We start from the raw sequence: 22,501 nt of genomic DNA on the forward strand, positions 1-22,501 counted from the left end.
CATTCGAACATTCGTAAAAAAGGCGCTGTCGCGAAGACAGCGCCTTGTCACGGATCAGCCGTTCATCGGCCATTTCGGTTCGGCGATCGCGGCCTGCTCCGGATACACCGTGACGAACTTGCCGCCGATATACTGCAACAGCACCGGATCGGCATCATCGTTCTGGCCTTCGGCGGTGAACTTGATGCGCTTCCACGGCATGATGGTTTTCTCGCCGGGCGTATCCGTGGCAGCGAGTGCCGCGCGGATTTTCTCGCCGTCGGTGGACTTGGCACGATCGATGGCGTCAGCCAGCACGAGAATCGAGGTCAACTGCCGCGAGGTGTTGTCGTTGAGGTCACGGTTGGCACGCGCCTTGAACATGTCGTTGACCTTGCCGACCGACGGACGCTTGGCGGCGAGATCGAGCGAGAAGCTGGCGCGCGAGATCATGCCGTTGAGCTTGTCGGCCACCGCATCGAAGGTCGCCTTGTCGGCGAATCCCGCCGCCTGCGCCAGGATGTTGTTCGGCTTGTAGCCGAGCTCGTCCATGGTCTTCATCAGCAGGATGGAGTCTGTGGTGTAGCTAGATGGCAGCAGCACGTCGGGATTGGCGCTCTTGATCTGCTGCACTTCAGCCGTAAGCGATGGCGAAGAGGCGCGATACTTGATATCGACCGCAACCTTGTAACCGCGATCCTGCGCCAGCTTGCGCTGCACGTTGGAGGAGTCGGTCCCGAAGATCGTGTCCTCGAAGAACAATCCGACGCTGTCGATCTTCTTGCCCTTCTTTTTCAGTGCATCCATGAACTCGAACATCGCGAGCGAGAACATCTCGTCATGGGCTGCGGGACGGAAGAAGAATTTCAGACCCCGGCGATGCAGGCTCGGTGATGACGAATCGGCCGCAATATAGGGAATGCCATAGCGCTCGCAGGACGCGCTGACCGTGGCCGACACCGACGAGTGGAATGCGCCGCAGATGGCGACGACCTTGTCCTGTGTGATCAGGCGCTCGGCTTCGGCACGGCCCTTCTGCGGATCGCCCTGATGGTCGGCGAACACCAGCTTGATCTTGGCATTGCCGAGGCCTGCGAGACCCGCATTCTTCGCGGTCGGGAGGTCGAGATCGTGCGAGCCGTTGACAATATCGGCCGCCGTTTCAAGAGCCGCTTTCGCGTCTGCTCCGACCTGCGCAGTTGGCCCGGTCATCGGCCAGATACAACCGATCAGGATTTCACCACCGGCCTGCGCGAAGGCGCGCGTCCCGATGGTTCCGGCCAATGACATTGCAACACCGGACAACAATACTTCGCGGCGATTCATCGACGATACTCCTGTGTTTGACGAAGCCTGTTGTCTGGCAAAGGCTTTGCGACTGGTTGACCAATTTACTGAATAGAAAATTCCGTATTGCGAGCGTCCGTCACCAGCATGTAGCCCGGCGCGTGGGTGATCGCGAAGGGCAGCCGCGATTGCAGGATGACCGATTGCGGTGTGACTCCGCACGCCCAAAATACCGGCACTTCATCGGGCCGAATGCTCACGGCGTCGCCATAGTCGGGCTTGGAAATATCCTTGATGCCGATCAGTTCGGGCTTGTCGAAATGCACCGGCGCGCCGTGCACGGCCGGAAACCGCGTTGTGATCTGGATGGCCCGGATCGCTTCCGCCGGCTTGAACGGCCGCATCGAGACGACCAATGGACCGGCGAACGGTCCGGCCGACGCGCACGGCACATTGGTGCGATACATCGGGACGTTACGCCCCTCTTCGATGTGGCGGATTTTCAGACCGTCGGCGACCAGCGCTTCTTCAAACGAGAACGAGCAGCCAATGACGAAGGCGACGAGATCGTCGCGCCAGTGCGCCATGATGTCGGTGGGTTCTTCCGAAAGCTCCCCGTCGCGCCAGACGCGGTAACGCGGCAGATCGGTGCGGATGTCGAGATCGATGCCTAGCGCCGGAATGCGCGGATCGCCGACCTCGGACATGCCGATGATGGGACAAGGCTTGGGATTGAGCTGGCAAAAACGATGAAACGCCGACGCGAGCGCTTCGGGAACGATGGCGAGATTGCCCTGAACGAAACCGGGGGCCACGCCCGCCGTGACGCCGACCTTGCCGGAACGATAAGCCAGCCGCGCATCCCGGCTCGGAAGCTGCGCACCACGGCTTTGAACGGTTGGAGACACCTGCTCGGCAGCAGACAGCATAAGACCACTCCGTTTCTCTTCAAAAAGAGTGGATCATTGCGCTACGATAAAGTCTAGTCGTGTTTTCTTATGAGAAACGATAAGCTGGACTAATGGGTGCGGGGTTACAGGCATGGTCGATTTCAAATCGCTCGAAACATTTCTCTGGGTGACAACGCTCGGCAGCTTCGGTGGCGCGGCGCGAAAGCTCAACACGACGCAGCCGGCGATCTCGCAACGCATCGCGCAGCTTGAAAGCGAGATCGGCGTCAAACTCCTGCAACGCGACAGCCGTGCCGTGACGCCGACGCCGAGCGGGCGGCAGATGATGCAATATGCCGAGAAGCTGATCGGCCTGCGGTCGGAAATGCTGGCCGCGGTGATGGATCGTTCGGCGATGCGCGGCGTGCTGCGCCTCGGAGTGTCCGAGACCATCGTTCATACGTGGCTGCCGCAACTGATCGAGCGGGTCGCGAGCGCCTATCCAAATCTGTCGCTGGAAATCGAAATCGATATCACGCCAAATCTGCGCGAGCGGCTTTTAGCGCAGGAGATAGATCTCGCTTTTTGTCTCGGGCCATGGTCGGCGTCGAACGTGCGTAACCGCGTGCTGTGCGATTATCCGAATTCGTTCGTCGCCAGCCCCTCTCTCGGGCTCGGAGCCGGTGTGCTGACGGTTCACGATCTCGCGCGGTTCGCGATCATCACCTTTTCGAGAAAGACTCAACCCTATGAGATCGTGCGTTCGCTGTTCAACCGGCCGGACCTGCCGCCGCCTCGCCTGCATGCGAGCGCTTCGCTCGCCACCGTCATCCGCATGGCGACGGACGGGATCGGCGTCGCTGTCATCCCCACGGCGATCGTGGAGCGCGAACTGGCGGAAGGCCAGCTCCGTCTCCTGACGACGGATTTGCAGGTACCGACCCTGACATTCGCCGCAAGCTGGCTGGCCTCGCCGGACACGCTGGCCGTCGAGCTTGTCGCCGATATTGCCGTCAGGCTCGCGCAGGGCGAGGACGCCCCGGCAATTCAAACCCGCACACCCGTCGTCAGTGCCGCGAAGGCGGGTCGTCAGGAATCTCGATCGCCTCGGTGAAGGGGAATTCGAGCACGATCTCGCCGGCCGCGTCCGTGACCTCCAGCGATGCCGCCAGAAGGCCCGGCTCCTTACCCTCTTCCTGCAAGATCTGCCGGATGGTCGCGCGCGCCACGCGCCAGGCGTGATCGGGATCGCGCAATTCGGCGCCCTCGGGGTCAGGAATCAGCGTCTCGCCGATGCGGGTATTGAAGAAGTAACGCGGCATGACCGCAAGCTAAGGTCGCTATCGCAAACCCACAAGGGCAGCCTGCATTTCTGTACCGCGATATCGGTTGATCTTGGTGTGCCTTCTAAGGCCTAAGTGGAACGTATCTGACGGAATCATGACGTGCACGCGATCATCACCGAACCGCTGTTCTATTTTGTCGCCATTCCCGCGGTAATCCTGCTGGGTTTGTCGAAAGGCGGCTTCTCGGGCCTCGGCATCGCGTCCACGCCATTGCTGGCGCTGTATCTTCCACCGCTGGAAGCCGCCGCGCTGATCCTGCCGATCCTGATCACGCAGGACATCATTTCGGTCTACGTCTACCGGCGCCACTGGGACGCTTGGAACCTGAAAGTCATGCTGCCCGGCGCTGTCGCCGGCATGGCGCTCGGCTGGCTGCTGGCCTCGTATCTGTCCGATGCTTTCGTCCGCATCGTCATCGGCTTCATCGGGCTGGCCTTCGTCGCCAATACATGGATTCACCGCGACCGGATCGAACCCCAAGCCGCGACGGCCGCCAGCGGCATGTTCTGGGGCAGCATCTCGGGATTCACGTCATTCATGACACAGGGCGGCGGGCCGCCGTTTCAGGTGCATGTGCTGCCGCAGCGGTTGCCGAAGCTGGTGCTGGTCGGCACCACCACGATCTTTTTCGCGATCGTCAACGTCCTGAAAATCGGCCCCTACTTCCTGCTGGCGCAGTTCAGCGCCAAGAACTTTGCGACGTCGCTGCTCCTGGTGCCGATTGCGGTGCTGGCGAATTTCGCAGGCATCTGGCTGGTCCGCATCACGCCGACCGGATTATTCTACAATATCGCTTACGTGCTTTTGTTCGCCATCTCCCTGCTGCTGCTCTGGCAGGGAGTAGCGGAAATCATCTAGATCATCGGCAGGCTGCGCGGCTCGCGGCCCAGCGCAAACGCCTTGTCGAGCGCGGCGATCTCGCTCTCGGTCAGGATCAATACGCCCGCACCCGCGTTGTCCGCGGCATGACCCGGCGACGAGGCCTTGGGAATCGCGAACACCGACGACCATCGCGTGAGAAAACCAAGCGCTACCTGACGCGGCGTCGCACCGTGCCGTGACGCAATCTCCTGCAAGACCTTGCCTCCTGCCGACTGCGCGTCGGGAAAGTCGTCATGGCCGAACGGCGAATAGGCGACGACTGCGACGCCGTGCGCCTCGCACCATGGAATGACGGAGTGCTCAATGGCCCGTTCGTTCAGATGATAAAGCACCTGATTGCAGGCGATGCGCCCTTCCCCCGCCACATCCACCATCTCGGCAAGATCGGACGCATCGAAATTGCTGACGCCCCACGACAGAATCTTTCCGGCGCTGACAAGTTCGTCGAACGCAGCAACGGTTTCCTCCAGCGGATATTGGCCGCGCCAATGCAGGAGATAGCAGTCGAGCCGGTCCGTCTTCAGCCGCTTCAGCGAACGGTCGCAGGCCTGCACGGTCCCTTTGCGCGAAGCATTGCTTGGCAGCACCTTCGAGACAAGAAACACCTCGTCGCGGCGGCCGTTCATCGCTTCAGCCACTACCAGCTCCGCGTCGTCGTACATCTCGGCGGTGTCGATATGCGTCATGCCGGCATCGAGACCGCTGCGAAGCGCGGCCACCGACGCCGCGCGGTCGCCGCGGTCGATGTACCAGGTACCCTGTCCGATCATCGCGACCCGCGGTCCGTTGTTGCCGAATGCTTTCTGCTTCATGCCGATTGCGCCTTTTCAATAACCTGTCATTTCAAGATAGCCCGCGCCACTCGTCCGGCTGTCGTTCAGCATGCCCCGAAAGCCGATCGGCCCTTCCCAATAAGCGAACCGCGTGCCCATCCAGCTTCTGGCATTCAGCGGCACGGTTTCGATCTTCAAATTGCGATCCGGGATTGCGATGGTCCACGACGTCGGAAGCTTGCGATCCTCGATGTCGGTGAAGCCGGTCGGCGTCATGATGATCCCGTTCCCCGCGAGAACCTCCGAGCGCCCCGTACGATCAATCCAGTTACCGGCGAAATAGTTCCTGCCATCCTTCTGGCGCAGACGGAACAGCATCACCTTCTCGCCGGATTCCAGATGCAGCGAGAACCAGTCCCATCCGGTCTGGTCGGAAGCCAAGGGCTGGCTGCTCCATTCGCGGTCCATCCATGCGCGGCCTGTGACCGCAACCTGCGCGTCGCCCAGCGTGATCGAGCCGGAAGCTTCATAGTAGGGCTGGCTGAAATAGTATGATGCCTGCCCGCGTTCGGATTTCTTGCTGTACCCGCCGTCGCCTTGCAGCACCAGCGGGCGATCCGCCTTGAGCGTGAGAGCGTAACTGAAGTCCCTGCCCGACGCCGAGACGGCAAGCGGCGCGGCATCCCGCGCCGAGAATGGATCGCGCCCGCGCATCTCCCACGAATCGATCCACGCGCGAAACGGCTCGGCGTCAGCGCCCGCCTGTCCCACGCCGCCGCGCGCGAATTTTTCGGCGTAACGATGGGTCTGCGCATTGGTGACGGCGGCGTGCCCCATCCAGATTTGCTGATTGGCCCAGCCATCCAGCTGCACACCCGGCGCTGACGCCGACCGGAACAGCGTCCATTGCGCACCCCACTCCGTGCCGGTGGCATCGCGCAGGTTCGCGGTGAGATACCACCACTCGATGCGGTAGTCCGGATGCGGGCCATGGTCGCGCGGAAACTCCAGCACCTTGCCCGGCACGACCGGCGCGAACCCCTCACTCTCGCCGCCCAATCCCGCAAAACCCTGCGCACGCGCAAGCCCACTGCCGAACATTGCGAGCAAACTGCCGCCGATAAATGCGCGGCGGCTGGTGCGGAGATCAGCGCTCATTGGCAAATATCTTCACAAGGGCGGCCGGTTGCAGCCGCATCAAGCGGAGGATCGGCAGACACGTCGCGAGCAGCGCGGCCAGCATCGCGATCACGAGCAATTCCAGAAGTTGCATCGGAAAGACATGGAACGGCAACCGCCAGCCGAACGCCTTCACGTTCACCACCGCAACCAGACACCACGCCACCAGCAATCCCAGCGGCAGCGCCAGCAGCGCGGTGATGAATGCAACCGACATGGTCTTCAGCAGTTCGATCCCGGCCAGCCGCCGCCGCGTCAGACCAAGCGCCCACAACGGCGCGAGCTGCGGCAACCGGCTGTTGCTCAGTGTGAGGAGACTTGTCAGCAACGCGACACCAGCGACGCCGAGTGTAAAAGCGTTCAACGCAGAGGTCACCGAAAAGGTGCGGTTGAAGATGCGGGTGGACTCAGACTTTAATGTCGCCTGATCCAGTAACCGGCTGGAATCGAGTCCGAATTTGTCTCGCAGCGCCGCGACAAGCGCCGAAACTTTATCCGGAGCGACACGCAGCCCGAACCGCGTGCGCGCGATCTCCGGCCAGTGTCCGGCCAGCGCGTCGATGTCGATGCCCATCTGCCCCTTGGGATTGCCGTAGTCCGGATAGATGCCGGCGACCTTGATGGGCCATAATCCGCGGGGGGTTGGAATCCGCACCTCATCTTCGAGCTGAACTTTAAGACGCCGCGCAAGTTGCTCGCTGAACAGCGCGCCCTCGCCCGCGCGCACCTTGTCCCAGACGCCTGGCACCGATTCCAGCAGCGGCCAGCGTTCGCGGTAGGTCGCATGATCCGCGAAGCCGAGCACTTCGACAGGCAGCGTGTCGAGCGTCACGTCGGTGCGCCACGCCGGCAGGATCGCATCGACCTCCGGCCGCTGCCGCAGCCACGCCACGATCTCGGCCGCTTGCGCGTCGCTGGTCGCATTCAGGTAAATTTCCGCCGCAAGCCGGTCGTCGAGCCAGCCTGTGAACGTGCGCGAGAAACTCTGCACCATGGTGCCGACGCCGACATTAACGGCGAGCGCCAGCAGCAGCGCCATCAAGGCCAGCGACAGGCCCGGCAACTGCTGGCGGCTGTCGGCCCAGAACCATTTCACGATCGGCCGCACCGTGCCGCGCTGGCCGAACCACAGCACCGCGCCGAGCAGCACCGGCAGCGCCAGCGCCGCCGCGAGCAGCAGTCCCGCCAGCACAAGGAAACCCGATGTGAGAGAATCTCCCAGATAGAGACATGCCGCCGCGACGAGCGCGACGACGAGCGCGAACGCGCCCTGCCGCATCAGCCAGCGTTGCTGCGATTGTTGCCAGGCATAGGGCTGCGCCGCCGCAAGGATCGGAAGACGATAGACGCGATAAAGCCCGGCAGCGGCGGCGAGCAATGCGCCGAGAACGCTCATGCCCAATCCCGAAAGCCACCAGCTTGGCTTCAACGATAATTGGCCGGGAATTTGCGCGCCGTAGAGTCCGCGCAGGCTCGCGGCCACATCGGGCAGCAAGAACGCCGCCACCACATACCCGCAGATCAGCCCGACAATGCCGGACAATAGCGCCAGCGACACCAACTCCGTGACCAGAACGACCGTGAGCGCCCGCGCCGACACGCCGCAGGCGCGCATCGTGCGCAGCATCGGCAATCGCTGTTCGAGCGCCAGCCCGATGGCCGAATGCACAATGAACAAGCCGACCACGAACGACAGCAACCCGAATGCCGTGAGGTTCAAATGAAAGCTGGACGTGAGCCGTTCGAGATCGCTCGGTGCGCCCGCCTCCACGATCCGCAATTGATCGCCGACCACCTGGGCCAGCGGCGGTCGCTTGCCGTCGGTCTGATCGCCCACAAGAAGCCGCGACACCTGATCCGGCATTTTGAGAACGCGCTGCGCGACGCCGATGTCCACCACCAGCACACCCGGCGCGAGCGTGTCCTGCACCGCAAGTGGCGGCAGCGCCATGGCGTTGACGTGCGGCGCGGCACCTTCAGCCAGCTTCAAATCCGACAACGTCTCCGGCGCGACCAGCGTCTGCCCCGGCGGCATCAGAAATTTCTGCAAATCCGCCTGCCCGGATTCCATCTGCATGAAGCCCGGCGCAGCACCCGCGCCCGCAGGCAGTGTGATCGGCTCGATGCCGAGCAGCCGGAACGAACGCCCGCCAATGACAATGCGCCCTTCCACCACCGGCGACACCGGCCAGTTGGCGCGGCGCAGATCGATGAACAGTTGTTGAGCGAATGACGGACTGTCGCGCCCGACCAGCATCGCGTTGTTGCCGCCGCCGAAGGTCGCCGCCGCGCGGTCGTAGCTGTTGCGCGCCTGGCTGTTCAGCGCCTGCACGCCGCTCCAGAGTGCGGTCGCGGAAATCAATCCGATCAACAGGGTGGCAAGTTGCATCCGGTGCCGGGTCCAGTGGCTCAAGAGAGCACGAAGAATCCAGACCGGGCGCGTCATGTGATCCGCCCCGCGCTGAGATGAACCTGCCGGTCCAGCGTCGCGGCGAGGCGTGCGCTGTGGGTCACCATCAGAAAACTACAGCCGGTGCGCGCGACCAGATCGCGTGCCAGCGCCAGCACATCGTCGGCCGTCGTCTCGTCGAGATTTCCGGTAGGCTCGTCGGCAAGCAGCACAAGCGGCTTGATCGCCAGCGCGCGCCCGATGGCGACGCGCTGCTGCTGTCCGCCCGACAATTGCTCGGGATAGCGATCGAGCAGCGCGCCGAGCCCAAGCCGCTCGATCAGTTCGTCCTGCCACGCCGCATCGTAGCGGCCTGCGATCCGGGCCTGAAACGCAAGATTGTCGCCGATCTGCAGACTCGGAATGAGATTGAACTGCTGGAACACAAGACCGAGACGGTCGCGCCGCATGACGGCCCGGTCGCTGTCAGACAGATCGGACACCAGCCCGCCGTCGAGCCAGACCTCGCCGCCGTCGGCTTTGTCGAGGCCGGCGATCAGATGAAGCAGCGTGCTCTTGCCGCTGCCGGATTCACCGGTCAGCGCGACGCTCTCTCCGGCCGCAAGGGTCAGGTCAACGCCTCGCAAAACCGCAAGCCGCTCGTCCGACGTCCGGTAGGATTTGGTGAGGTTGCGAACCGTCAGCATGATCGTCGCGATCATACACGGAGCGGGTGGAGGCGTAAAACAACCCGCAACCGCGATGCGCCCCTTCTCCCCGTATGCGGGGAGAAGGTTGGGATGAGGGGCGAACCGGAGGCTCACAACAAAAGTTGCCCCTCACCCGGATTGCTGCGCAATCCGACCTCTCCCCGTAAAACGGGGAGAGGTAAGAGCGACGTCACGTCAAACTGAGTTCGTACTTCTCGATGTCCTTCGCGCGCTCGGAATCCGCCGACGCCCTGTGGTCGGTTGCAATCGCGGTGTAGACCGCCGGCAACACGAACAGCGTGAACAGCGTGCCGATCGACATGCCGGCCACGACCACGATGCCGATGGAGAACCGGCTTGCCGCGCCGGCGCCACTTGCCGTGAGCAACGGCAGCAGACCGGCGACCATCGCCGCAGTGGTCATCAGGATCGGCCGCAACCGCACCCGTGCGGATTGCTCGATCGCGGCCCGGCGATCCAGCCCTTCCTTGAGCTGGAGTTCGTTGGCGAACTCCACCATCAGGATGCCGTGCTTGCTGATCAGGCCGATCAGCGTCACCAGACCGACCTGGGTGTAGATGTTGATCGTCGCCAGCCCGAAGAACAGCGGAATCAACGCACCCGAGATCGCCATCGGCACCGAGATCAGGATGACCAGCGGGTCGCGCAGACTTTCAAACTGCGCGGCCAGCACCAGGAAGATGATGATCAGCGCGAACACGAAGGTGACGGCGAGCTGGTTGCCTTCCTGCACGAACTGCCGCGAGTCGGCGAGATAATCGCGCGAGAAGCCAGCAGGCAACTGCTTGGCCTGGGTCTCGAGGAATTCGACCGCCTTGCCGACCGTGACACCCGGCATCGGCACCGCCTGGAACGTCGCCGAATTGAGCTGATTGAAATGCGTCAGCGCGTTCGGGTTGGTTTTCGTCTCGATGGTGACGATGGTCGACAGCGGCACCTGACGTCCGCCGGTTGTCGCGACATAGTACTTTTCGAGCGCTTCCGGCGACAGCCGGAGGCCGCGTGGCACCTGCGGGATCACCTGATAGGAGCGGCCCTCGAGATTGAAGCGGTTGACGTAGTTGCCGCCCAGCAGCGTCGCCAGCGTGTTGCCGACGGCCTGCATGCTGATGCCCAGATCGTTGGCTTTCGACCTGTCGATTTTAACGGCAACCACCGGCTGGTTGAACGCGAGATCGCTGTCGGCCACGATGAACAGACCGCTTTCGCGCGCCGCCTTCTTGAGCTTGTCCATCTGCTCGAACACGGCCTGGAATCCGCTGGTGGTGCTGATGACCATCTGGATAGGCAAGCCGCCCGGCCCGCCCGGCAGCGGCGGCAAGTTGAACGCGAAGGCATTGACGCCCTCGATCTTGCTCAGTTCGCCCTGAACCAGCGGCTTCAACGCCAGCGACGACCGCTTGCGCTCATCCCACGGCTTCAGGATCATGCCCGCGATGCCGTTGGCCGGTCCGGTAATGCCGTTGATGATGAAGCGCAGATCGGTTTCCGGGAAACTCGCAAACGCCTTGTCGAGCTTCTCGCCATAGAAGTTGGCATAGTCGATGTTGGCGTACTGCGGCGCCTTCGTCACCGAGAACAGAATGCCCTGATCTTCTTCCGGCGCCAGTTCCTTATTGGTGTTCACGTACATGAAGCCGACGAGGAACAGGATCGTCACGGCGAAAATTCCCGTGAGCGGCCGATAGTCCAGCGAACGGTCGAGCTTGCGGCCGTACCAGTCGGTCACGCGGGAGAAGACCCGATCGACGGTCTTTGCGAAACGCCCCTGATTTTGGTGACCGCCCTTGAGCAGCACCGAACACATCATCGGCGATAGCGTGAGAGCAATGACGCCGGAGATGATCACCGCGCCCGCGAGCGTGAACGCGAATTCGCGGAACAGCGCGCCTGTCAGTCCGCCGAGGAATCCGATCGGCGCATAGACCGCCGCGAGCGTGATGGTCATGGAAATGACCGGCCCCACGATCTCGCGCGCGCCGACCAGTGAGGCTTCGACGGGAGATTTTCCCTCCTCCAGATGCCGGTGAATGTTCTCCACCACCACGATGGCGTCGTCCACCACGAGTCCGATCGCAAGAACCATCGCCAACAGCGTCAGAAGATTGAGCGTGAAGCCCATCGACAGCATCAGGATGCACGCGCCCACCAGTGACAGCGGAATCGTGACCACGGGAATGATGACCGAACGGAACGAGGCCAGGAACAGGAAGATCACGACGACCACGATGACCACCGCTTCGACCAGTGTGTTGCGCACCTCGTCGATCGACGACTGGATGAACTTGGTCGAATCGTAAGCCACGCGCATTTTCAGCGATGGCGGCAGATTGCGTTCCATTTCCGGGAACAGCCCGCGCACGCCCTGAACGATGTTGAGCGGGTTGCCTTGCGGCGTCGACTGCACGCCGATGAAGATCGCCTGCTGGCCGCTGAGCGACACGCTGGAATCGGTGCTCTGGGCGCCAAGCTCCACCACCGCGATGTCTTCAAGCCTGACGAAGCCGCCGTCCTTGGCCTTCACCGTCATGCGCTTGAACTGTTCGATGCTGGTCAGGTCGGTATTGGTCGTCACGTTGGAAACGATGAAATAGCCTTTGGACTGACCGGCAGCCGCCTGGAAGTTGTTGGCCCGGATCGCCGCTGCGACATCGTCGGGCGACACGTTGCGCCCGGCCATGCGGGCCGGATCGAGCCAGATGCGGGTGGCGAGCGTCTGCGCGCCGAGAATGTCGGCGGATGCGACGCCATCCACCGTCGACAGGATCGGCTGCACCACGCGCGCGAGATAGTCGGAAATCTGCGGTCCGCTCAACTCGTCGCTGGCGAAGCCGAGATACATCACGGCCGTGGTCTGGCCGGTCGATTTGGTGATCACGGGGTCGTTGGATTCCCTCGGGATCAAATACCTGACCGAACTCACTTTCGAGCTGACTTCGGTCAGCGCCGAATTCGGATCGACGTTGAGCTTGATGTAAACCGAGATCGTGCTGGTGCCCTGCGTCGAGGACGACGTGATGTAATCGACGCCTTCCGCCGACGCCACCGCCTGCTCGATCGGCTGCGTGATGAAGCCCTGCATCAGGTCCGGCGACGCGCCCGGATAGGACGTCGTGATCGTAACCACGGTGTTCGACAGTTTCGGATACTGACGAATACCGAGGCTTGTCGCCGCCTTGAAGCCGATCAGCAGGATCAGCAGGCTGACGACAAGCGACAGCACCGGCCGCTTGATGAAGATATCGGTGAAGGCCATGAGCGGCGCTCCGTTATGAGATCAATTGCGCGGCGGCTGCGCGGGAATCGGCGGCGGCGGGTCCGACGAGATCGTGACGGCGGAGCCGGACTGGAGCTTGAGCTGTCCGACGGCAACGACACGATCGCCGGGCTTCAAACCGGTGGTGATGACGACCCGGCCGTGAATGCGGGGGCCGGTCTTCACGAAAGTCCGGTCGGTCTTCAGCGAAGTCTTGCCGTCCGCGTCTTTGGTCTCCGTGATCAGCCAGACGGAATCGCCGTACAGCGTGTAGTCGACGGCCGTTTCGGGCACGGTGATCACCGCCGGCTTCGCCGGCAGTTCGACCGTCGTGGTCGCGAACATGCCCGGCTGGAGAACGCGGTCGGGGTTCGCCAGCGTTGCCTGAATACGGACGTTGCGCGTGTCGGCGCTGATCTGCGGTTCGATGGTGGTGATCTTGCCCTCGAACGTACGGCCCGGATAGGCGTCCACAACGATGCGAACAGTCTGGCCGACGTTCAGAACAGCACGGTCTTTTTCAGTCGCCGTGAAGTTCAGATAGAGCTGAGACAAATCGGTCAGCGAGACGATCTGCGTTCCGGCGCTCAGATATTGTCCGAGTTCGACCAGACGCACACCGAGGTCACCGTCAAACGGCGCCTTGATCCGCTTTTGCGAGATGACAGCTTCGGTCTTGGCGACCGCGGCGGCACCCTGGTCGTAGACAGCCTGCGCCTGATCGACCGTCGCCTGCGGACCGAACGATTTTGCGAGCAGCGCCTTGGCGCGATCGAGCGCCAGCTGAGCCGCAAGTGTCTGCGCCTTGAAGCTGGCCAGGTCGCTCTGGTCCGGCGCGTCGAAGATCTGAAGAAGCGGATCGCCCGCCTTCACTCGCGCGCCCGGCGTAAACAGGATTTCCGTCACGCGGCCGTTGACGTCGGTCGTGACGTTGACCTGATGGACCGCAGCGAGATCGCCGACGCCGGTCAGGAGATTCGGCAGCACTTCCGATTTGGCTTCAGCGACCGCGACATTGGTCGGAGGCGGCTTCATGTTCGCGAAGAACTGCGCGATCATGTGGCTGCGGAAGGCATTGAAGCCCCAGATGACACCGACCAGCAGCAGGCAACCGCCGCCGATGATGATCGTCCAGCGCCGCATCCGCACCGGCGCGCGCGGCTTCTCGCTTGGCGAAGGCGTTTGATGAGAGGGGGTGCTTTTGGCGTCCATGTTATGCACTTTCCGCAATTCGCGCACCCGCCTGGAATAGCGGTGGCGCGGTATCCAAATGTGAGACGATGGCCCGGCTTGTTACTCCGATTCCCCGCAGAATGAATTGGGTGATCTGGCGTTCGAAATCGGGGGCGTTGGGATAATTCAACGAGGGCGTCGCGGGGAGCCTTGTAAGGGCAATCATGTGAACAACCTGATGAGAAAACCAGAAAAGATTGAGCGGCTCTCCCTCGACCTGCGTGGCGTCTCCCGCAGCGATGGCGCGCTCAAGCGATGCACTGAAGATAGGTCCGATCAGATCGCCGATTTTTTCATACAGAAGGCGGGCGAACTCGCCGTCGTTCAACTGGCTTGAAATCACCAGCCTGATTCGCTGGGCTTCTTCCTGATCCGGCGTATCCGTGGCCCGCATGAAGTGCGTCACCATTTCGCGGATGAGAATCACCAGCGTCTCGGTCGACGGCGTCAACTCGCGCAGCCGCAGCAATTCCGGATCAGCCTCGCAGGCCTCCGCAAGAATTTCGGCATAGAGAGCGGCTTTAGTTGGGAAATGCTTGAACAGCAGCCCCTCGGAAATCGATGCCGCCTGCGCAACGCTCTTCGTCGTCGTCCCCGCATAGCCATACAGGGCGAAGCAACGCTTGGCCGCTTCCAGGATTTGCTCCCGGCGGAGATCGCTTGTCAGTCTGAGGGTGCTCATCGGGGCGTGAGTAAACACTCACCTCGCCCCAAGTCAACTGATTTGCTGCATCGCAATGCCAAAATTGATGCACTTTTCGGGGATTGGCGAAGTTCGGCCCCGGGCCGGGTCCTGCGAATTCCCTGCACTTTATAATGGCTCGCGCGCAGGAACCGCTGAGACCACATGATGTTGATGGTGCCGTCTGCCACTAAGGAAGTCTTGCCTAAACCGCCCAAACCCGCCTCAATGCGCGACAACGAAACGGCCCCTGCTCCAACAGGAAGGCCGCAGTGACCCGCACCAATGGGTCAGGGGGAGAGCACAGCATGACGACCGTAAATCTGCCGCCGGCAGATGACCCTCAGGTCATTTCCGACGAGGCCTTGCGCAAGGCCGAAGAATTCATCGAAGCCGATGAGGGCGCAACCAACAGGCTCGGTGGCTGGGCGGGCCAGACGGTCACCTACATCGCTATCGCGATGAGTCTGTTTCATCTCTACGCGGCCTACGCGATCGTTCCGACACAGGAGCTTCGCTACACCCACGTCGCGTTCACCCTGCTGCTCTCCTTCCTTTTGTTTCCGCTGGCGGCTCGCTTCCGCAACCGTGTGCGCTGGTGGGATATCATCCCAGGCCTGCTCGCGATCGCGACCATCGCCTACGCGCTGATGGGCGGCGACGACTTCACCGACCGCGCGACGACGCCCGACCGCTGGGACGTCATTGTCGGCATCATCTTTATCGTCCTAGTACTGGAGGCGACGCGCCGCACCACCGGGCCGATCATGCCCGTGGTCGCGATCTTTTTCATCGCCTATGCGATGCTCGGCCCGCACCTCCCTGCCCCGTGGACCCATCGCGGCTATGACCTGTCGCGGCTGGTCGGCCATCTCTTCATTACGCTGGAGGGCATCTTCGGCGTCGCGGTCGATGTGTCGGCGACGCTCATCATCCTGTTCACGATCTTCGGCGCGTTTCTCCAGCAATCCGGCGCCGGCAAATTCTTCATCGACTTCTCTCTGGCGCTGATGGGCGGCAAGCCGAACAGCGCCGGACGCACCGTGGTGCTGTCGTCGTTCCTGCTCGGCGGCCCGTCCGGATCCGGCGTGGCGACGACAGTGATGATTGGCACCGTCGCCTATCCGATGATGAAGAAAGCCGGCTTCGAGAAGAACGCCGCCGGCGGACTTCTCGCCGCAGGTGGTCTCGGTGCGATCCTGTCCCCGCCAGTGCTGGGCGCGGCGGCCTTTCTGATCGCGGAGTTCCTCAAGATCAGCTACCTCGACGTGATCTGGATGGCGACCATCCCGACCTGTCTTTATTACCTGTCGCTGCTGTTCATGGTGGAGCTTGACGCCAAGAAATTCGACGCACGCGATGTCAGCTTCAAACCGGATCTTTCATTGGGCGAAATGACGAAGCGTTATGGCTTTCATTTCATCTCGCTCATCGCCGTCGTCATCTTCATGGTGATCGGCTATTCGCCGGCCTTGTCGGTGTTCTACGCCATCGTAACGACCTTCCTGCTCAGTTTCCTGCGCAAGGATACGGCGCTGTTTCCGCCGAAGCTCAAACGCGCGCTGGCGGACGGCTCGATCGGTGCGCTGAATGCGGCGACCACCTGCGCCTCGGCCGGCATCGTCGTCGGTATCGTGACACTGACGGGCCTCGGCTTGAAATTCTCGTCGATCGTCATTTCCTATGCCGGCGGCAGCCTGCTGCTGACAGCGATCTACACCTCGCTAATCGTGTGGATCATCGGCCTCGCCGTTCCCGTCACGGCGTCCTACATCATCTGCGCGGTGATCGCCGCACCTGCGCTGATCAAGCTCGGCGTGCCGGATTACGCCGCGCACATGTTCATCTTCTACTACGCGGTGCTTTCGGAAGTCTCGCCGCCGACGGCGCTCTCGCCGTTCGCAGCGGCCGCCATCACCGGCGGCGACCCGTACAAAACGACGCTTCAATCGTGGAAATACACCCTGCCCGCGTTTCTTGTGCCGTTCGTGTTCGTTCTCGATCCGCAGGGCGTCGGACTGCTGCTCAACATTCCGAAGGGCGGCACGTGGGTCGACATCGTCGAGATCAGCATCAAGACCACGTTCGGGCTGATGGCGCTGGCAGCTGCGGCGCAGGGCTGGGCGCTGCGGCGCACCACCACGATCGAACGCGGATTGCTGATCCTGTCGGGACTGTTGCTGGTGTTTCCAAGCCTGATCGAAGCGCTCATTGAAGCGGCGATTGGTCGCGACATCAGTTATACTTATGTACCCGGAATCCTTATCGGATTAGGGGTACTGTTGTGGCAGGCAAAAGGACCGGCACTTCAACGCCCGGCCTGACGATTAAAAACCAAGGGAGATAGTGACCATGAAGAGAATGACAAAAGCAACGGCGGTGCTTGCCTTTGCGGTTTCCGCCGGACTTGCGCTGAGTGCATATGCCCAGCAAAAGACCATGGCGATCGGAACCGGCGGCACCGGCGGCGTGTACTATCCGCTCGGCGGCGCGATCGCGAACGTGCTCTCGAAGAACCTGCCGAACGTGCAGGCCACCGCGGAAGTCACCGGCGGTTCGGTCGACAACCTCAAGCTGATCGGCACCGGACAGAGCGAACTCGGCTTCACCATGGCTGACGCCGCGCTCGACGCCTACAAGGGCGAAGACAAATTCAAGAGCGGCAAGATTCCGTTGCAGGCGCTGCTCGTGGTCTATCCAAACCGGATGCACGTCGTCACCGTCGAGAGCACCGGCATCAAGACGATGGCCGACCTCAAGGGCAAGCGCGTCTCCACCGGCTCGCCCGGCGGCGCAACCGAAGTCATGGCTTTCCGCGTCATCGAAGCCGCCGGCCTCGACAAGGACAAGGACATGAAGCGCGAACGGCTCGGCGTCGCCGAATCCGTCAACGCCATCAAGGACGGCAAGATCGACGCCTTCTTCTGGGTCGGCGGCATTCCGACCGCATCGGTCACCGACCTTGCGGCAACACCCGGCATGAAGATCAGACTGATCGACCACGCCGATACGGTCGAGAAGATGAACGCCAAGTACGGCAAGCTGTACAGCGCCGGCGTCATCAAGGCCGGGTCGTATCCAGGCTATGACGTCGACAACAAGATGGCCGAAGTCTGGAACATCATCGTCACCGGCGACAAGATGAGCAATGACGACGCCTACAACATCGTCAAGACGCTGGTGGAAAAGAAGGCCGACATCGTCGCCGTGCACAAGGAAGCGCTCAGCTTCTCACTGGACAACCAGGTGCAGGACCGCTCGCCGGTACCGTTCCATCCCGGCGCGATGAAGTATTTCAAGGAAAAGGGCAAGGGCGGCTAGGCCTGCGCAGATACAAGACAAACGAAACCCCGGCCAGCGCGCCGGGGTTTTTCGTTGTGCCTATCAATCCGTCTTCGGCGCATCGCGATCGATGGCGAAATCATCGAACCACGGCTGATTGTTGCCGGCGATGGACGCCGCGATCATGCGCGAAGCGAGATAGCTATACGTGATGCCGTTGCCGCCGTAGCCGAAAGCGGCATGAATGCGCGGATGACCGGGCACGCGCCCGATCAGCGGCAGGCCGTCGCTGGTGGTTCCGAACGCGCCGGACCAGACATAATCCGCGACGGGATTCGCCGATGACCAAAGGCCGTTCAGCTTTCGCAACAGAACCTCCGTCTTCTCGGGCATCAGGCGGTCGCGGGCGTCTGGCTCGACAACCGCGTCGTCGTCTTCACCGCCCATGATGATGCGATTGTCCGTGGTGGTGCGCGCGTAATTGTAATTGTCCGACGCCTCCCAGATCAGGGCGCCGCCGCGCCACAGAGCGCCCGGTTCCTGCGGCGGCGTCGCCACGGCCCAGCTCGAAACGACCTTGTGCAAATCCGACGTCATAATATCAGGCATGACATAGCCGGTCGCGAGCACGACGTGTTTCGCCTCGATGACATGGCCGTCATCAAGCTCGACCGTCACGGCATCGCCACTGCTGTCATAGGTCATGGCCTCCGCGTCGAACAGCTTCGCGCCCTCTCCCGTCGCCGTTGCAAGCAACGCCTGCGACAGCAGCAAGGGATCCGCGTCCGCCGATCCCAGCGCCACGATAGCCGCTTCGCGGTACAGTCCGAATTCCTGCAGCAGCGTCAGATGATCCAGAAAATCGCCGGGCAGTCCGGCCCGCTGCCTGAGTTCATGCTCCGCAAGCAACTTGCGGGCATCCACATCTCCGGCCGCAAGATAGAGCGAGCGCTTGTGGCGAATTCCACATCGCAACTGGCGCGAATTGACCAGACTGAGAAGGCCAGTCATCGCACCGAAACTGCGGCGATAGATATTCGCGGCACGGTCGAAGCCGTAAATCTCCGTGAGGTCGCTCAGCGAACGGTCAATCTCCCACAGCAGCATCGCAGTGCTCGCCGCCGTGCTGCCAAAGCCGGGGCGCTGCCGGTCGATGATGCAGACCTCATGCCCGAGGGACGCCAGATGCTCAGCCGCGAACGAGCCTGTGATGCCCGCGCCCACGACAAGGACATCGCAGCGAAAATTCTCATCGACCGATGACCGCCGCGACTGCAGCAGCCTCGAAGCCCACGGCGGCGTGCCGCCGCGCAGATCGTTTTGTCGCGCACTCTCTGGATCGAACATCATTCCGCAATGTCATGGGTGATCCGGCAAGTTATTTTGCCGGAGCCATGATGACGCCGAATGCGCGGAAAAGTTCCCGTGAATGAACGAGAATCACGCCCCTTCGTCGAGCGCGACCAGCTCACGTTTTTTGCGCAGCGACGGCAGCAGCGGCCCGATCAGGAGAATCACGGCAAGGGCCAGACATGCGGCCGAGATCGGACGCTCCACGAATGTCATCAGGTCGCCCTGCGACAGGATCAGCGACTTGCGCAGGTTGTTCTCGAGCAGCGGTCCGAGCACGAATGCCAGCACCAGCGGCGCAGGCTCATAGCCGAACTTGCGCATCAGATAGCCGATGATGCCGAAGCCGACCATGACGTAGACGTCGAACACGTTGTTGCTGCTGCAATAGACGCCGACGATGGTGAACAGCAGGATCAGCGGAAACAACACGTTGTAAGGCAGCTTGAGCAGTTGCACCCACATGCCGATCAGCGGCAGGTTGAGAATCAGCAGCATGATGTTGCCGATATACATGCTGGCGATGATGCCCCAGAACAGTCCGGGATTTTGCGTGATCATCAGCGGCCCCGGTTGCAGGCCGTGAATGACGAAGGCGCCGAGCAGCAGCGCCATCACCACGTTCGGCGGGATGCCCAGCGTCATCAGCGGAATGAACGCGCCGCCCGCAGCCGCATTGTTGGCCGCTTCCGGTCCCGCGACGCCTTCGATTGCGCCCTTGCCGAAACGCTCCGGCGTTTTCGACAGCCGTTTCTCCAGCGCGTAGGACGCAAAGGTCGCGACCACCGCACCGCCGCCCGGCAGGATGCCGAGGAAAAATCCGAGGATCGTTCCACGTCCGATCGGGCCGCCGCTCGCCTTCCAGTCCGCCTTGTTGGGCAAAAGCTGCGTGATCTTGGCGTCGATCACATCACGCTTGAGGACCTGCTCGATATTGATGAGCACTTCGGCCACGCCAAAGAGACCCATCACCACCGGCACGAGGCCGATGCCGTCGATCAGTTCAAGGCGGCCAAAGGTCAGCCGGGGCTGCGCGTTGATGCTGTCGAGGCCGATCAGGCCGAGCACCAGCCCGATGCAGGCCATCAGCAGCGCCTTGGCCATCGAGCCTTGGGTGAGAAACGTCAGCACCACGAGGCCCAGCACCATCAGGCTGAAATATTCTGCGGGCCCGAACGCGACGGCGACGCTGGCGAGCGACGGCGCAATCAGCATCAGCGCGACCAGTGAAAACGTGCCTGCGATAAACGAGCCGAGCGCCGAGATGCCGAGCGCCGGGCCCGCCCGGCCCTGCTTCGCCATCTGGTGACCATCGAGACAGGTCACCACGGACGCCGCTTCGCCCGGAATGTTGACAAGGATCGAGGTCGTCGAGCCGCCGTACATCGAGCCGTAGTAGATGCCCGCCATCATGATGATGCCGGACTCGGGCGTACCCGAGAGCGTTACCGGCAGCAGCAGCGACATCGCCGAGATCGGGCCGATGCCGGGCAGCACGCCGACCAGCGTGCCGATGAAGACGCCGATGAAGCAATAAAGCAGGTTCACCGGCTGAAGAGCGATGCCGAATCCATGCGCGACGTTGAGAAGAACATCCATGAGCGGTCAGCCGATGCCGAAAATGCCCGAAGGCAATTGAATGAGAAGCGCGCGCTTCAGAACCCACCAGACGCCGATCGGGACAAGGACGGCGAGCGGTATCGTCAGCGTCCAGCGGACCGGATCGATGACGCGCAACAGCAGCAGCAACAGTGGAATCGACGCCAGCAGGAAGCCGAGCGGCGCGAACAGGAACGCAAACGCCGTCAGGCACGCGACGACGACCAGAGGCTTGGTCCATCGCGTTCCGGCCCACAATGACTCAACGGTCGGCCCGCCCTCGGTGATGGCCGAGACGATGATCGTCACCGCGAATACGCACATCAGCAGACCGGCGTAGAACACGGCGAAGCCGGAGCCCGGATCGTTGATCGTTCCGATATTGAGCTTGAGTCCCGACCAGACCACGAAAATGGCGAGCGCGAGCCCGACCAGACCGCCCCACAATTCGGAGTTATTGAGCCTGAATTTCGTGTCGCTCGAACCAGCCATCGTGCACCGCCTCCCCCGTAAGTGTCAGGTGCAGAAATTCCGACGCCGGGCCTGCGGGATCGCTCGCAGGCCCGTCATCGCGTGCAGCGATCGTCAGTTCGTCTTCTTCGCAAGTCCCAGGGAGTCGATCACCTTGCGCTCGGAGTCGGTGACGTCGGCGACGAACTTCACATAGTCCGGCGTGTTCTTGTAGTTCGCCACCATGTCGAACTTCGCAAGCGTCGCAATCACCGCCGGGTCCTCGATGGCTTTCTTGAACGCATCGTGGAGCTTGGCGACGATCTTCGGGTCCATGCCCTTCGGTCCCGCGATGCCGAACGGCGAATCGTAGACCATGTCGTAGCCGAGTTCGTTGAGCGTCGGCACATCCGGGAAGTTCGGCGAACGCTTGGACGTCCACACCATCAGCAGGCGAAGCTTGCCGGCATCAACCAGCGGCCGCCATCCGGTCGAATCCGCCTGAAGCATGGTGTGATTGCCAAGCACTGCGGCATTGGTTTCTGCGCCGCCCTTGAACGGCACCTGCGTCAGCTTGATGCCGGCGCGCGTTGCGATCTGCTCCATGCCCACATGGAGCGACGTTCCAGCGCCAGGCGTTGCGTAAGTCACCTTGCCCGGATTGGCCTTGGCGAAATCCACCACGTCCTTCCAGGTCTTGAACTGGGACTCAGCATTGGTGGTGACGCCGAAGGTGTAGCCGGTCAGATGCACGATGTAGGTGAAATCCTTGGCGGGATCCCACGACACCTGCTGCATGAGCGGCAGACGGAACACCGTGATCGGAATCTGCGAGATCGTATAGCCGTCCGGCTTGGCCGCCGCCGCCATGGTCGCCGGGCCGACGGTGCCGCCGCCGCCCGCCTTGTTGTCCACGACGATGGGCTGGCCGAGGATTTTCGACGCGCTGTCGGCGATCGCGCGCATCGAAATATCGGTCGAGCCGCCGGCGGGCCACGGCACGATCAGTGTGATCGGCTTGGTGGGATAGTCTTGCGCCGATGCAACGCTAGACAGGACCGCGAGCGCAGCGGCGGCCAGCATGGTTTTCAAGCCCGTGCGATAGATCATCCAGAATTCCTCCCTCTGCGGTTCGTGAAATCCGAACCTGCCGTTGTTTGTGGATCGATGATCCCCGAAATCGGCGGGAAAGA

General features: G+C 62.2%; 18 protein-coding genes. 4 read left to right on the top strand and 14 right to left on the bottom strand.

Annotation, left to right across the window (positions count from 1 at the left end; translation table 11 throughout):
- Positions 1-54: 54 nt before the first annotated feature.
- Both AC07UB_RS06565 and AC07UB_RS06570 read right to left on the bottom strand, forming a co-directional pair.
- Positions 55-1,305, bottom strand: coding sequence for an ABC transporter substrate-binding protein (locus tag AC07UB_RS06565; RefSeq protein WP_494651650.1), 1,251 nt, complete (start codon positions 1,303-1,305; stop codon positions 55-57).
- 65 nt (positions 1,306-1,370) lie between these two features.
- On the bottom strand, positions 1,371-2,195 hold the full coding sequence (locus AC07UB_RS06570; RefSeq protein WP_494651649.1) for a putative hydro-lyase: 825 nt from the start codon (positions 2,193-2,195) through the stop codon (positions 1,371-1,373).
- 112 nt (positions 2,196-2,307) lie between these two features.
- Between AC07UB_RS06570 and AC07UB_RS06575 the strand changes: the two genes are divergently transcribed.
- Positions 2,308-3,270 carry a LysR family transcriptional regulator gene (locus AC07UB_RS06575; protein ID WP_492793094.1) on the top strand — a complete coding sequence of 321 codons (963 nt, stop codon included), beginning with the start codon at positions 2,308-2,310 and terminating at the stop codon, positions 3,268-3,270.
- Here AC07UB_RS06575 and AC07UB_RS06580 read toward each other — a convergent pair.
- The gene (locus tag AC07UB_RS06580; RefSeq protein ID WP_492793095.1) at positions 3,224-3,478 is read right to left on the bottom strand and encodes a DUF6894 family protein; all 255 of its coding nucleotides are present in this window, start codon (positions 3,476-3,478) and stop codon (positions 3,224-3,226) included. The two genes, AC07UB_RS06575 and AC07UB_RS06580, sit on opposite strands and share 47 nt — an antisense overlap.
- A 123-nt stretch (positions 3,479-3,601) precedes the next feature.
- Here AC07UB_RS06580 and AC07UB_RS06585 point away from each other — a divergent pair, with 123 nt between their 5' ends.
- Entirely contained in the window at positions 3,602-4,360 is a 759-nt protein-coding gene (locus AC07UB_RS06585; RefSeq protein WP_492793096.1) for a sulfite exporter TauE/SafE family protein, read from the top strand.
- Here the strand turns inward: AC07UB_RS06585 and AC07UB_RS06590 are convergent.
- The 7 genes from AC07UB_RS06590 to AC07UB_RS06620 all read right to left on the bottom strand — a co-directional run bounded on the left by AC07UB_RS06590 (position 4,357) and on the right by AC07UB_RS06620 (position 14,627).
- Positions 4,357-5,196: an aldo/keto reductase gene (locus AC07UB_RS06590; RefSeq protein WP_492793097.1), complete on the bottom strand. Its 840-nt coding sequence runs from the start codon at positions 5,194-5,196 to the stop codon at positions 4,357-4,359. The genes AC07UB_RS06585 and AC07UB_RS06590 overlap by 4 nt on opposite strands.
- Positions 5,197-5,211: 15 nt before the next feature.
- Positions 5,212-6,315 (bottom strand): lipocalin-like domain-containing protein, encoded by a 1,104-nt coding sequence (locus tag AC07UB_RS06595; protein WP_492793098.1) that lies wholly within the window; start codon positions 6,313-6,315, stop codon positions 5,212-5,214.
- Positions 6,305-8,782 carry an ABC transporter permease gene (locus AC07UB_RS06600; protein WP_494651646.1) on the bottom strand — a complete coding sequence of 826 codons (2,478 nt, stop codon included), beginning with the start codon at positions 8,780-8,782 and terminating at the stop codon, positions 6,305-6,307. The genes AC07UB_RS06595 and AC07UB_RS06600 overlap by 11 nt, the downstream gene beginning before the upstream one ends.
- Positions 8,779-9,447 (bottom strand): ABC transporter ATP-binding protein, encoded by a 669-nt coding sequence (locus AC07UB_RS06605; RefSeq protein ID WP_494651645.1) that lies wholly within the window; start codon positions 9,445-9,447, stop codon positions 8,779-8,781. The genes AC07UB_RS06600 and AC07UB_RS06605 overlap by 4 nt, the downstream gene beginning before the upstream one ends.
- Positions 9,448-9,625: 178 nt before the next feature.
- The gene (locus AC07UB_RS06610; protein ID WP_494651643.1) at positions 9,626-12,712 is read right to left on the bottom strand and encodes a MexW/MexI family multidrug efflux RND transporter permease subunit; all 3,087 of its coding nucleotides are present in this window, start codon (positions 12,710-12,712) and stop codon (positions 9,626-9,628) included.
- Between the two features lie 21 nt (positions 12,713-12,733).
- Entirely contained in the window at positions 12,734-13,924 is a 1,191-nt protein-coding gene (locus AC07UB_RS06615) for an efflux RND transporter periplasmic adaptor subunit (RefSeq protein WP_494651642.1), read from the bottom strand.
- A gap of 1 nt (position 13,925) precedes the next feature.
- The gene (locus tag AC07UB_RS06620; protein WP_492793249.1) at positions 13,926-14,627 is read right to left on the bottom strand and encodes a TetR/AcrR family transcriptional regulator; all 702 of its coding nucleotides are present in this window, start codon (positions 14,625-14,627) and stop codon (positions 13,926-13,928) included.
- A 308-nt stretch (positions 14,628-14,935) separates the two neighbouring features.
- Between AC07UB_RS06620 and AC07UB_RS06625 the strand changes: the two genes are divergently transcribed.
- Positions 14,936-16,951, top strand: coding sequence for a TRAP transporter permease (locus tag AC07UB_RS06625; protein ID WP_494651641.1), 2,016 nt, complete (start codon positions 14,936-14,938; stop codon positions 16,949-16,951).
- 28 nt (positions 16,952-16,979) lie between these two features.
- A complete protein-coding gene (locus tag AC07UB_RS06630) occupies positions 16,980-17,948 on the top strand; it encodes a TAXI family TRAP transporter solute-binding subunit (protein WP_492793105.1) in 969 nt (322 codons plus the stop codon).
- A gap of 63 nt (positions 17,949-18,011) precedes the next feature.
- On the opposite strand, the gene AC07UB_RS06635 is transcribed toward AC07UB_RS06630, so the two are convergent.
- From AC07UB_RS06635 to AC07UB_RS06650, 4 genes are all read right to left on the bottom strand, one after another.
- Positions 18,012-19,256: an NAD(P)/FAD-dependent oxidoreductase gene (locus AC07UB_RS06635; RefSeq protein WP_494652665.1), complete on the bottom strand. Its 1,245-nt coding sequence runs from the start codon at positions 19,254-19,256 to the stop codon at positions 18,012-18,014.
- A 93-nt stretch (positions 19,257-19,349) separates the two neighbouring features.
- Positions 19,350-20,858, bottom strand: coding sequence for a tripartite tricarboxylate transporter permease (locus AC07UB_RS06640; protein ID WP_494651639.1), 1,509 nt, complete (start codon positions 20,856-20,858; stop codon positions 19,350-19,352).
- 6 nt (positions 20,859-20,864) lie between these two features.
- A complete protein-coding gene (locus tag AC07UB_RS06645) occupies positions 20,865-21,350 on the bottom strand; it encodes a tripartite tricarboxylate transporter TctB family protein (RefSeq protein ID WP_494651637.1) in 486 nt (161 codons plus the stop codon).
- Between the two features lie 93 nt (positions 21,351-21,443).
- Complete coding sequence (locus AC07UB_RS06650) at positions 21,444-22,418, bottom strand: tripartite tricarboxylate transporter substrate binding protein (RefSeq protein WP_494651636.1); 975 nt, start codon at positions 22,416-22,418, stop codon at positions 21,444-21,446.
- Between the last annotated feature and the right edge of the window lie 83 nt (positions 22,419-22,501).

It is taken from the genome of Afipia sp. GW821-FHT04G03 (genome assembly GCF_059419985.1).

Excerpts from the sequence above, each read along its gene's own strand:
- AC07UB_RS06580 (WP_492793095.1), bottom strand. The coding sequence starts at position 3,478 with ATGCCGCGTTACTTCTTCAATACCCGCATCGGCGAGACGCTGATTCCT.
- AC07UB_RS06635 (WP_494652665.1), bottom strand. The coding sequence starts at position 19,256 with ATGTTCGATCCAGAGAGTGCGCGACAAAACGATCTGCGCGGCGGCACG.
- AC07UB_RS06640 (WP_494651639.1), bottom strand. The coding sequence starts at position 20,858 with ATGGATGTTCTTCTCAACGTCGCGCATGGATTCGGCATCGCTCTTCAG.
- AC07UB_RS06645 (WP_494651637.1), bottom strand. The coding sequence starts at position 21,350 with ATGGCTGGTTCGAGCGACACGAAATTCAGGCTCAATAACTCCGAATTG.
- AC07UB_RS06630 (WP_492793105.1), top strand. The coding sequence starts at position 16,980 with ATGAAGAGAATGACAAAAGCAACGGCGGTGCTTGCCTTTGCGGTTTCC.
- AC07UB_RS06590 (WP_492793097.1), bottom strand. The coding sequence starts at position 5,196 with ATGAAGCAGAAAGCATTCGGCAACAACGGACCGCGGGTCGCGATGATC.
- AC07UB_RS06615 (WP_494651642.1), bottom strand. The coding sequence starts at position 13,924 with ATGGACGCCAAAAGCACCCCCTCTCATCAAACGCCTTCGCCAAGCGAG.
- AC07UB_RS06620 (WP_492793249.1), bottom strand. The coding sequence starts at position 14,627 with ATGAGCACCCTCAGACTGACAAGCGATCTCCGCCGGGAGCAAATCCTG.
- AC07UB_RS06570 (WP_494651649.1), bottom strand. The coding sequence starts at position 2,195 with ATGCTGTCTGCTGCCGAGCAGGTGTCTCCAACCGTTCAAAGCCGTGGT.
- AC07UB_RS06605 (WP_494651645.1), bottom strand. The coding sequence starts at position 9,447 with ATGATCGCGACGATCATGCTGACGGTTCGCAACCTCACCAAATCCTAC.
- AC07UB_RS06565 (WP_494651650.1), bottom strand. The coding sequence starts at position 1,305 with ATGAATCGCCGCGAAGTATTGTTGTCCGGTGTTGCAATGTCATTGGCC.
- AC07UB_RS06610 (WP_494651643.1), bottom strand. The coding sequence starts at position 12,712 with ATGGCCTTCACCGATATCTTCATCAAGCGGCCGGTGCTGTCGCTTGTC.
- AC07UB_RS06650 (WP_494651636.1), bottom strand. The coding sequence starts at position 22,418 with ATGATCTATCGCACGGGCTTGAAAACCATGCTGGCCGCCGCTGCGCTC.
- AC07UB_RS06575 (WP_492793094.1), top strand. The coding sequence starts at position 2,308 with ATGGTCGATTTCAAATCGCTCGAAACATTTCTCTGGGTGACAACGCTC.
- AC07UB_RS06625 (WP_494651641.1), top strand. The coding sequence starts at position 14,936 with ATGACGACCGTAAATCTGCCGCCGGCAGATGACCCTCAGGTCATTTCC.
- AC07UB_RS06600 (WP_494651646.1), bottom strand. The coding sequence starts at position 8,782 with ATGACGCGCCCGGTCTGGATTCTTCGTGCTCTCTTGAGCCACTGGACC.
- AC07UB_RS06595 (WP_492793098.1), bottom strand. The coding sequence starts at position 6,315 with ATGAGCGCTGATCTCCGCACCAGCCGCCGCGCATTTATCGGCGGCAGT.